The 11087-nt window shown below is 51.7% G+C and carries 9 protein-coding genes; all 9 read left to right on the top strand.

Annotated features, from left to right (window positions below; all coding sequences use genetic code 11):
• Positions 1-623 (top strand): glycine--tRNA ligase subunit alpha (locus ACI32D_RS02505; RefSeq protein WP_439775074.1); only part of this gene is annotated, 623 nt, incomplete at its 5' end.
• Positions 616-2682 carry a glycine--tRNA ligase subunit beta gene (gene glyS, locus ACI32D_RS02500; protein WP_439775073.1) on the top strand — a complete coding sequence of 689 codons (2067 nt, stop codon included), beginning with the start codon at positions 616-618 and terminating at the stop codon, positions 2680-2682. The genes ACI32D_RS02505 and glyS, both read left to right, overlap by 8 nt.
• Before the next feature lie 25 nt (positions 2683-2707).
• Complete coding sequence (gene dnaG, locus ACI32D_RS02495) at positions 2708-4546, top strand: DNA primase (RefSeq protein ID WP_439775072.1); 1839 nt, start codon at positions 2708-2710, stop codon at positions 4544-4546.
• A gap of 4 nt (positions 4547-4550) precedes the next feature.
• Positions 4551-5636, top strand: coding sequence for an RNA polymerase sigma factor RpoD (gene rpoD / locus ACI32D_RS02490; RefSeq protein ID WP_439775076.1), 1086 nt, complete (start codon positions 4551-4553; stop codon positions 5634-5636).
• A gap of 42 nt (positions 5637-5678) precedes the next feature.
• Positions 5679-6800: an RNA polymerase sigma factor RpoD gene (rpoD, locus tag ACI32D_RS02485; protein WP_439775071.1), complete on the top strand. Its 1122-nt coding sequence runs from the start codon at positions 5679-5681 to the stop codon at positions 6798-6800.
• 35 nt (positions 6801-6835) lie between these two features.
• The gene (locus tag ACI32D_RS02480) at positions 6836-7972 is read left to right on the top strand and encodes a sigma-70 family RNA polymerase sigma factor (RefSeq protein ID WP_439775070.1); all 1137 of its coding nucleotides are present in this window, start codon (positions 6836-6838) and stop codon (positions 7970-7972) included.
• A gap of 155 nt (positions 7973-8127) precedes the next feature.
• Complete coding sequence (locus ACI32D_RS02475) at positions 8128-8862, top strand: DUF554 domain-containing protein (RefSeq protein ID WP_439775069.1); 735 nt, start codon at positions 8128-8130, stop codon at positions 8860-8862.
• Between the two features lie 109 nt (positions 8863-8971).
• Positions 8972-9850, top strand: a complete 879-nt coding sequence (locus ACI32D_RS02470; RefSeq protein ID WP_439775068.1) for a LysR family transcriptional regulator — start codon at positions 8972-8974, stop codon at positions 9848-9850.
• A 102-nt stretch (positions 9851-9952) separates the two neighbouring features.
• The coding region (locus tag ACI32D_RS02465; protein ID WP_439775075.1) for a UbiD family decarboxylase domain-containing protein at positions 9953-11087 on the top strand (1135 nt) is incomplete at its 3' end.

The raw sequence follows: 11087 nt of genomic DNA, 5'->3' as shown, positions 1-11087 counted from the left end.
TGGATTCATTGAAGGTTCTGGGCATTGAACCATTGGAACACGACATCCGTTTCGTTGAAGACAACTGGGAAAACCCATCCATGGGCTGTGCCGGTGTCGGTTGGGAAGTCTGGCTGGACGGGATGGAAGTTTCCCAATTTACTTACTTCCAAACTGTCGGCGAACTGGACGTCAAGCCTACCATGGGTGAAATCACCTACGGGGTTGAACGTCTGGCTTCCTACATCCAGGACGTCAACTCAGTCTTTGACCTGGAATGGGGCGACGGCGTCCTTTACCGGGACATCTTCAAGGAACCTGAATACGAACACTCCAAGTACGCTTTCGAAGAAAGCGACCAGAAGCAATTGCTGGAATTCTTCGACACTTACGAAAGAATTGCCAAGCGCCTTTTGGGCCAAAACCTGGTTCACCCGGCTTACGACTACATCTTGAAGTGTTCCCACACCTTCAACCTGCTGGACGCCCGCGGGGCAGTTTCAGTAACTGAACGGGCAGGCTACCTGCACCGGATCCGCAACATGGCTCACGAAGTAGCGGTTAAGTTTGTGGAAGAACGTGAAAAGCGCGGCTTCCCATTGTTGAAGAGTGCACAAGCAAAGGCGGAGGCAAGCAATGACTAAAGACTTTTTATTTGAAATCGGCGTTGAAGAAATGCCAGCCCACGTGGTCAGCAAATCAGTCAAGCAGCTGGCTGACAGAACTGGCAAGTTCTTGAAGGAAAACGGCCTGGGCTTTAAGGAAATTCAAACTTATTCCACTCCCCGCCGCCTGACTGTCCTGGTCAAGGACCTGGATGAAAAGCAGGCTGACGTGGATGAAGTTAAGAAGGGGCCGGCCAAGAAGATCGCCCAAGACGCTGACGGCAACTGGACCAAGGCCGCTGTCGGCTTTGCCCGCGGCCAGGGGATGAGTGCCGATGACATCTACTTTGAAGAACTCAAGGGCGTTGAATATGCCTACGTCCACGTGCAAAAGGCCGGCAAGGAAGCCAAGGAAATCCTTTTGGGCCTGGACGAAGTAATCAAGGCCATGACTTTCCCGACCAAGATGCGCTGGGACTCCCAGGACTTTGAATTTGTTCGCCCGATCCACTGGCTGGTTGCCCTTTACGGCAGCGAAGTAGTGCCAGTTCAGTTCCTGGACATCACTGCCGGCCGCAAGACTGCCGGTCACCGTTTCCTGGGCGACAGCGTGGTTTTGGCCAACGCTGACGACTACGTGGAAGCTCTCCGGGACCAATATGTCATCGTTGACGCTGACGAACGCAAGGACATGATCGTTTCCCAGATCAACGACCTGGTAAGCAGCCACAACTGGCAGATCAAGCTGGATGCCAGCCTCTTGGAAGAAGTCAACAACCTGGTTGAATACCCGACTGTTTTTGCCGGCTCATTTGACCAAAAGTACCTGGAAATCCCGGATGAAGTCTTGATCACTTCCATGAAGGACAACCAGCGCTACTTTGAAGTCTACGACCAGGACGGCAAGCTGATCAACCACTTCATCTCAGTCAGAAACGGGAACAAGGACCACCTGGAAAACGTCATTTCCGGTAACGAAAAGGTTTTGGTTGCCCGGCTTGACGACGCGGTATTCTTCTACGACGAAGACCGCAAGTACCCGCTCAGCCACTTTGTTGACCGGATGGACAGCGTTTCCTTCCACGACAAGATCGGTTCTATGGCGGAAAAGATGACCCGGGTCCGGATCATCGGCGACTACCTGGCTAAGCGTTTCGGCTTGTCAAGTGAAGAAGTGGCTGACTTTGACCGGGTAAGCGGCTTGTACAAGTTTGACCTGGTAACCCAAATGGTCGGCGAATTCGCTGAACTGCAAGGGGTTATGGGGATGCACTATGCCCGTCTGGCTGGCGAAAACGAAAACGTTTCTGTCGCCATCAAGGAACACTACATGCCAACCACGGCGGAAGGCGATCTGCCAAAGACCAAGGTCGGCGCCCTTTTATCAGTTGCTGACAAGCTGGACACCATCATCGCCTTCTTTGGTGCCGGGATGATTCCTTCATCATCAAACGACCCATACGCTTTGCGCCGTTATGCTTACGGGATTGTCCGGATTCTCTTGAATGAAAACTGGTCCCTGCCATTTGACCAGGTTATTCCGGAAATCGTTGAACTTTTGTCTGGCAAGACTCCGGCCAAGCTGCCGCAAGGGGCTGAAGCAGACAAGCAACTTGCTGACTTCATCCGTGACCGGATCAAGCAGTTCCTGCAAAAGAACAACTACCAATACGACGTTATCGACGCCGTTCTGGCCTCAAGCGAACAAGACCCAAGCCAGATCCTGGCCGCAGCCAAGGTTTTGCAGCAGCACCACGACGACGAAGCCTTCAAGCCAGTCGTTGAAAGTCTGACTAGAATTGCTAACATCTTGAAGAAGGCTAAGTTTACCGAGGCTAGTCCGGTTGACCCGAGCTTATTTGAAGACAGAAGCGAACAAGACCTTTATAATGGAGTTGAAGCTTTGGCAAATGTCAAGGACCATGCGGAACTTTATGAAGCCTTCGTTGCTCTGCAAGGGGTAATCGACCGCTACTTCGACGTCAACATGATCATGGCCAAGGACGAAGCAGTCAAGAACAACCGCTTGAGCCAGTTGGCAGCTGTCAATGACCTGGCCAAGCGCTTGGGTGACTTGAGCAAGTTGGTTATCAAGTAAATTTTTGAATAAAGGGTGAGGCAAATTGGCTGGAAGAATTTCGGAAGATTTTATCAATGAAGTTCGGGGCAGCGTAAACATTGTTGACGTGATCAGCCAGTATGTATCACTGGAGAAGAGAGGCAAAGACTATGTAGGTCTTTGCCCTTTTCATCAAGAAAAGACCCCTTCTTTCAGCGTCAACCCGGACAAGCAGTTCTTCTACTGCTTTGGCTGTCACAAGGGCGGTAATGTCTACAAGTTCATCATGGAAAAGGAGGAAGTAACTTTTCCAGAAAGCGTTGAAAGAGTAGCGGAATTCGCCAATATCCCCATGCCCCAGGAATACCAGGAGCAGCCGGTCAAGCTGAACCCCTTGATGCAGATGCATAAGGACGCGGCGGACTTTTACCAACAGGTTCTCATGACCACCAAGATCGGTGAAAGGGGCCTGGAATATGCCAGACAGCGGGGTCTGGACGATGACCTGCTCAAGCACTTCAAGATCGGCTATGCCCCAGGCAAGTCGGACCTGCTTTTGACTTACTTAAGAGGCGAAGGCTATACGGAGGACCAGCTGGAAGAAAGCGGCCTCTTTGTCAAGAGCCAGGACGGCCGCCTTTTTGACCGCTTCAGAGACCGCTTGATGTTTCCAATGAGCGATGAAAGCGGCCACCCAGTAGCTTTTTCAGGCAGAAGAATCAGCGATGACCCGGAAGAGCCCAAGTACTTGAACAGTCCGGAAACCAGCATCTTCAACAAATCCGACCTCCTTTTCCACTTCTCTGAAGCCAAGAAGCATGCCAGAAAAGAAGGGCACTTGGTCTTGTTTGAAGGGCATATGGACGTGATTTCCGCCTACAAGGCCGGGATTAAGACAGGGATTGCCTCCATGGGGACCAGTTTGACCCAGCAGCAGGTCTACATGATCCGCCGGATCACCAAGCAAGTCGTCATCAACTACGACGGCGACGATCCGGGCCAGCACGCTACTGAGCGGGCAGTGGGCCTCTTCAAGCAAGCTGGCAACTTTGACCTAGGGATCGTGATCTTGCCAGACAAGCTTGACCCGGATGAATACGTCAAGCAGTACGGAGCTGACAGCTACCAGGCCGCAATCAAAGGTGCCATTTCAACCACCGACTTTTTCCTGCAGCGCTTGAAGAAGAAGTACAACTTAAACAACGAGCGCGAACAGGTGGCATATTTAAGCGAGGCAGTCGCCGAGATCGCTGCCCTGCCCAATCCGGTTGAACAAGACTTGTATGTCAGCCGCTTAGCTAAGGAAACCGGCGTTTCGCTGGATGCTTTGAAGGTTAACCTGTCAAGGGCCCGCCGCAAGCAGCGCCGGGTTGTCCAGCACACAAATAACGAAGTCCTGCCAGAGCCAGCCCCCTTGGCGCCAGCAGAAGCTCCCCAGCCGGTTACCCGGTCGTTAAAAGCACAGCAGCGCCTGCTTTATGCCTACATCTATTCAGATGAGGCCCGCGACTACTTGCTTATCAATGGCTTTGTTTTTCCCAACCCGGAATACGAGCGCCTGGCCAAACTTTGGCTCAATTACATTGAAACTCATGAAAATGTTTCATTAAGCGGCTTTTTAGATTTTATTCCTGAAGAACTTCAGAGTATAATTGTTAGTACTGACATGACCGAGCTGCCGGGAGAAATTACCCTGGAAGAGCTCGAAGCGCAGGTACGGGTACTCAACCTGTGCAAGATAGATGATGAGATCGACCGCCACATGCAGGCGATTGCAGACGCGCGTCGGCGAAACGACCAAACGGAAATTTTGCTGGAAACACAGGCAATTTTGCAGCTAAGACAGCTGAAGCTGCAAGAAGAGGAGGCAGTTAGTGACAAAAGAAAAGCAAGCCAAGGCTAATGAAATGTCCCTGGAAAAGGCGGTTAAGCTGGTTGTTGAAGGAGTAAAGGCCAGCCACCAGATCACGGAAGCTGCATTCACCGATCGCTTGATCAAGCCTTATAAGCTGGAAGGCAAGGCAGTCGACCAGCTGGTCCAGGAATTTGAAGATAATGGGATCAGCATCGTTGATGAGGCCGGCAAGCCTTCCAAGCTGGCCTTAACCAAGCAGAAAAATGTTGAAAAGGCCGAACTGAACAATATGGCGGCCCCGACCGGGATGAAGATGAATGACCCGGTCAGAATGTACCTAAAGGAAATCGGCCGGGTCAACCTTTTGACCAGTGAGGAAGAGGTGGCCCTGGCCAAGCGGATTGAAGCCGGCGATGAGGAAGCCAAGCAGGAACTTGCCGAAGCCAACCTGCGTCTGGTGGTTTCCATCGCCAAGCGTTATGTCGGCCGGGGGATGAACTTTTTGGACTTGATCCAGGAAGGGAATATGGGCCTCATGAAGGCGGTCGACAAGTTCGACTACCGGCTGGGCTACAAGTTCTCAACTTACGCGACCTGGTGGATCCGGCAGGCCATCACCCGCGCGATTGCTGACCAGGCGCGGACGATCAGAATCCCGGTCCACATGGTGGAAACCATCAATAAACTGATCCGAATCCAGCGCCAGCTGCTCCAGGATCTGGGCAGAGACCCGGAACCGGAAGAAATCGGAGCAGAAATGGACCTGCCGGTCAAGAAGGTCAGAGAGATCTTGAAGATTTCCCAGGAACCGGTTTCTTTAGAGACGCCAATTGGGGAAGAGGACGACTCCCACTTGGGCGACTTTATCGAAGACAAGGACGCGATGAGTCCTGAACAGCACGCGGCCAACGAGATGCTGAAAGAGCAGTTGGCTGAAGTTTTGGACACCTTGAGCGACCGGGAAGAAGAAGTCCTGCGCCTGCGCTTTGGCTTGGACGATGGCAAGACCAGGACTTTGGAAGAAGTCGGCCAGCATTTTGAAGTGACCCGGGAACGGATCCGGCAAATTGAGGCCAAGGCCCTCAGAAAGCTCCGCCACCCGAGCCGGAGCAGCCAATTGCGGGATTTCTTAGATTAATGTGCAGCAAGGTGCTGCGTGTGATAGAGTGAAGGCAATCAAATGACAGACAAAGCAAAGCAGACAGGAAAGGCAGACCAGGTATCTCTGGCTGATGCCGTTAAGTTAGTTGTTAAGGATGTCAAGAAGAGCAAGCAAATTTCTGAAAAGGAATTTACCGACCGCTTGCTGAAGCCTTACCAAATCGAAGGCCGGGCGGTCGATCAGCTGGTGCAGGAATTTGAAGACAACGGGATCAGCATTGTCGATGACAAGGGCGAACCGTCCAAATTGGCCCTGGCCAAGCAGAAAAATGTTGAAAAGGCGGAGCTTGAGCACTTGTCAGCTCCAGGCAGCCGGATGAATGACCCGGTCCGCCAGTACTTAAAGCGGATCGGCCGGGTCAGCCTGCTCAGCGGGGATGAAGAAGTCCAGCTGGCCAAGCGGATTGAAGCCGGCGATCAGGAAGCCAAGGATGAACTGACCAATGCCAACCTGCGTTTGGTGGTTTCCATCGCCAAGCGCTATGTTGGCCGGGGAATGAGCTTTTTGGACTTGATCCAGGAAGGGAATATGGGCCTCATGAAGGCGGTCGACAAGTTCGACTACCGGCTGGGCTTCAAGTTCTCGACCTACGCGACCTGGTGGATCCGGCAGGCCATTACCCGGGCCATTGCTGACCAGGCGCGGACGATCAGAATTCCGGTGCACATGGTGGAGACCATCAATAAGTTGATCCGGATCCAGCGCCAGCTTCTCCAGGACTTGGGCAGAGACCCGGAACCGGAAGAAATTGCCGCGGAAATGGATTTGCCGGTCAAGAAGGTCCGGGAAATCCTCAAGGTGGCGCAAGAGCCAGTTTCGCTTGAGACGCCGATTGGGGAAGAGGACGACTCCCACTTAGGCGACTTTATTGAAGACAAGGACGCGACCAGTCCAGAGCAGCACGCGGCAAGTGAATTGCTGAAAGACCAGCTGGCTGAAGTACTTGACACTTTGACTGACAGGGAGGAGAATGTATTGCGTCTGCGTTTTGGCCTGGACGACGGCAATCCCCGGACTTTGGAAGAAGTCGGCCGGGTCTTTGGGGTGACCCGGGAGCGGATCCGGCAGATCGAGGCCAAGGCCTTGCGCAAGCTGCGGCACCCTAGCCGGAGCAACCAGTTGCGTGACTTTTTAGAGTAGTAAATTTTTAGCAGAATAAGAACAGGGCGGATTGAATGGCAAAAGAAAATGCTTCTAACGTAAATGATTTTCCACTGGAAAAAGCAGTTAAAATGGTGATTACCGGTTTAAAGAAGACCAAGCAGATCAGCGAAAATGATCTGAAAGCACGGCTCTTGGTGCCGTATGGTCTGAACGATGCCGAAACTGCCAAGCTGGTAGAAGAGTTTGCGGACAATGGGATTAGTATCGTTGATGACCAGGGTGAACCGTCTGCTCTGGCCCTCAAGGCTGAAGAAGAAGCTGAAAAGAAAGAACAAAAAGAACTGGTCGCTTCCAGCGACAATGACCGGGTTTATGACTCGGTCCGGATGTATTTGAAGGAAATCGGCAAGGTCCCGCTGTTAAGCCGGGATGAAGAAGTAGAAGTAGCCAAGCGGATTGAAAACGGGGATGAGTCAGCCAAGGATGAACTGGCCGCCGCCAACCTCCGTCTGGTGGTCTCCATCGCCAAGCGCTATGCCAAGCACAACGGGAAGATGGGGATCCTGGACTTGATCCAGGAAGGCAATATCGGTTTGATGAAGGCAGTCGACAAGTTCGACTACTCCAAGGGCTTTAAGTTTTCAACTTATGCAACTTGGTGGATCCGGCAGGCCATTACCCGGGCTTTGGCTGACCAGGACCGGATGATCAGAATTCCGGTCCACGTGGTGGAAAGCATCAACAAGATGAACCGGATCCAGCGGACCCTGCAGCAGGATTTGGACCGGGATGCCAAACCGGAAGAACTGGCCGCGGAAATGAATGAGCCTTTGCAAAAGGTGCAGGAAATCATCACGGTGGCCAAGAACCAGGAAACCGACTCTTTGGACAAGCCAGTCGGTGAAGAAGGGGATTCACAGTTAGGGGATCTTTTAGAAGACAATAAAGCGATCAACCCGGAAGAATATACCGCTTTTGAAATGCTGAAGGATCAACTGTCCGGCATGATGGGTGAATTCTTGACTGACCGGGAAGCTAAGGTTTTGAAATTGCGCTTTGGCCTGGAAAATGACGAACCGCATACCTTGGAAGAAGTTGGCCGCAGCCTGGGCGTTACCCGGGAACGGGTCCGGCAGATTGAAGCCAAGGCCGTCAAGAAGCTGAAGCACCACTCAGACCTGCTTCAGGACTACTTCTCAGCAGAATAATATATTTGACTAAGAACATGTTTCCAGTTATTGGAAGCATGTTTTTTTGCTTCGTATTCCAGGCCCGAATAGATAGAAATTAAATGCGAATTGTTGCCTGGCGGCGAGTTTGCTAAATTAAAAGCAAGCTATTAAGATTTTTAGGAGGTAGAAAAATGCCAACAGGCGCGATTGTCGATGCCTTGTCCGTTTTGATTGGCGGACTTTTGGGCGCATTTGGTGGCCACTTGTTAAGTGACGAATTTAAACGGGATTTGAACTTGATCTTCGGGATCTGTTCGATGGGTATGGGGGTCATGGCAATTGCCCCGATGAAGAACATGCCCGCGGTTATTTTTGCCTTGATTCTGGGGACAGTGATTGGCCTCGCTTGTCACTTGGGCCAGCTCTTCAACAAGGGGGCCATGCTCATGCAGGCTCCGATCAGCAAGCACTTTCCAGCTGAAAAGCTGGGTTTGACTCATGATGAGTTCGTCAATCAACTGGTTACCAGCATTGTTCTCTTTTGTGCCAGCGGGACTGGGATCTATGGGAGCCTGACGGCAGGGATGACGGGTGACAACTCGATTCTGTTCTCTAAAGCGATTCTCGATCTCTTTACGGCGGCTATCTTCGCCTGCAATTTGGGCTATGTGGTCAGCCTGGTCGCGATTCCGCAATTCTTGGTCTTGTTCTTGCTTTTCGTTTTGGCCCAATTCATTCTGCCTTTAACCAACAACACGATGATTATTGACTTTAAGGCCTGCGGGGGCTTTTTGATGCTGGCAACCGGTTTTAGAATGGCCAAATTGAAAAACTTCCCGATTGCGGATATGATACCGGCTATGATTCTGGTAATGCCGTTTTCCTGGTTCTGGGTCAACGTAGTCTTAAAAGCCGTGGGGGCGTAAATATGATAGAAAATGGACGGTTTTTCCGTCTGTTTTTTGTTTTTGACAGAAAAGTTGAAAAGGCAGATAATCTTTCATAAAGCAAAAAGTAAACAGAATGGAGAAGAGCGTGTTAGACAAAATTCAAGCCTTTGTATCTCTGGCCGCCAGCTTGAGCTTTTCACAGACAGCTGATGAATTGTATACCAGCCAAAGTACAGTCTCCAAGCATATCGCGGCTCTGGAGAAAGAGATCGGGATGAAGCTGTTTGAAAGAAGCAGCCGCCGGGTCCGCTTAACCAAAGAAGGCGAGTACCTGCTCCCCTATGCCCAGCGCCTTTTAGCTGACAGCCGGCAGTTTGACCAGGCAGTAGCTGATTGCCGGCAAGAGCAGACTAAGACCCTGGACCTGTACGCGATCCCTACCATGACCAATTATGATTTCTTCAAAGCCGTAACAGCCTTTATGGGCCGGCATCCAGAGCTTGACCTGCTTTTTCATGAAGGTGAGTCTCAAGACTTGGCCCAAAAGCTCCGCCGGCCCCAGGACCTGCTTTTTTTGCGCAAGTGGGATGAAAAACTGGATCCGCGTTATGACTATCTCTTTTTTGAAGACGATGAACTGGCCCTCTTTGTTTCAAGCAAGTCCCCCCTGGCTCAAAAGAAGCGGGTAAAATTGTCAGATCTGGCTGGAGCCCGTTTTTTGACTTTAGGTGAACGGACCTATTTTGAAAAGAAAATTGTCGCTGCCTGCCAAAAAGCTGGTTATGAGCCGAATTTCGTCTACCAGGGCGAGCGGATTGAGGCTATTTTGGAAATGGTCCGCCAGCAGCTCGGTATTGCCCTTTTGATGAAAAAGTCTGTTTCTGCCAGCCAGCTTGCTGGTCTCAAGTGCCTGGATTTGACAGAAAAGATCGAAAGCCAGCTCTGCTTGGTCCGGCTGAAAGGGCGGCACAACCAAGCCCAAGAGCTTTTTTGGCAAGAGATGAAGAATTCCAGTCTGGAATAGATCGCTAGCGACTTAGAATTGCAAGTCCGGCTCCCGAAATCTACAATGACAGTAATGACAGACAAATTTGCAATTAAGGAGCGCGAAAAAATGACTGAAAAAATTACTGATCCTTGGGACCTGCGCAAGGTCCTGCGGGAAATCGCCGACGACCCGGAAAATTATCATGAAACAAACGTAGCAATTGACCCGGACGCGGAAATTTCCGGCGTCTACCGCTACATTGGGGCTGGCGGTACTGTTGAACGGCCGACCAAGGAAGGCCCGGCCATGATGTTCAACAACTTGAAGGGCTTTGACAATACGAGAGTCTTGATCGGCCTCATGGCCTCAAGAAGACGGGTTGGCAAGATCCTCCACCATGACTGGCAGACCCTGGGCCGCTTCTTAAAGGACGCGGTTGAAAACCCGGTACACCCAATTACCGTGCCCAAGGAAGAGGCCCCAGTCCAAGAAGTAGTTCACCTGGCAACTGATCCGGACTTTGACCTCAGAAAATTGGTGCCAGCCCCAACCAATACTGAATATGATGCTGGACCCTACATCACCTGCGGCCTGGTCAAGGGGTCAATGCCAGACAAGTCAATGACTGACGTTACCATTCACCGGATCTGCATTGAAGGCAAGGATACGATGGGGATGTACATCATGCCTGGTGGCCGCCACATTGGACACTTCCAAAAGGAATTCGAAAAACTGGGCAAGCCGATGCCAATTACCATCAATATTGGCTTGGATCCGGCCGTAACCATTGGGGCAACTTTTGAACCGCCAACAACCCCGCTGGGCTATGATGAACTCGATGTTGCAGGTGCTCTGCGCCAGGAACCGGTCCAGCTGGTCGATGGGGTGGCAGTTGACGAACAAGCCTTAGCCCGCGCCGAATACGTCATTGAAGCTGAAATCATGCCAAATGAGACCATCGTTGAAGACATCAACACTCATACCGGCCACGCCATGCCGGAATTCCCTGGCTACAACGGGGATGCCAACCCAGCCGTCAACCTGGTTAAGGTCAAGGCCGTAACCTGCCGCAGGGACAGACCAATCATGCAAAGCGTGATCGGGTCAAGCGAAGAACACGTGTCAATGGCCGGGATTCCGACTGAAGCCTCCATTCTGGAACTGGTCGACAAGGCCATCCCAGGCAAGGTGGTCAATGTATACAACCCGCCAGCCGGTGGCGGCAAGCTGATGACCATCAAGGAGGTCACCATCAAGGGAGCCGACGGCACCA

Origin of the sequence: Lactobacillus sp. (assembly GCF_051873315.1) — a bacterium.
Classification (GTDB): domain Bacteria; phylum Bacillota; class Bacilli; order Lactobacillales; family Lactobacillaceae; genus Lactobacillus.
The sequence above is the reverse complement of the archived record's forward strand: the minus strand, read 5'-3'. Positions and strand labels throughout refer to the sequence as shown.

Bases quoted from the DNA above. Each gene is read 5' to 3' on its own strand.
- ACI32D_RS02475 (WP_439775069.1), top strand. From the start codon at position 8,128: ATGCCAACAGGCGCGATTGTCGATGCCTTGTCCGTTTTGATTGGCGGA.
- glyS (WP_439775073.1), top strand. From the start codon at position 616: ATGACTAAAGACTTTTTATTTGAAATCGGCGTTGAAGAAATGCCAGCC.
- rpoD (WP_439775071.1), top strand. From the start codon at position 5,679: ATGACAGACAAAGCAAAGCAGACAGGAAAGGCAGACCAGGTATCTCTG.
- rpoD (WP_439775076.1), top strand. From the start codon at position 4,551: ATGTCCCTGGAAAAGGCGGTTAAGCTGGTTGTTGAAGGAGTAAAGGCC.
- ACI32D_RS02480 (WP_439775070.1), top strand. From the start codon at position 6,836: ATGGCAAAAGAAAATGCTTCTAACGTAAATGATTTTCCACTGGAAAAA.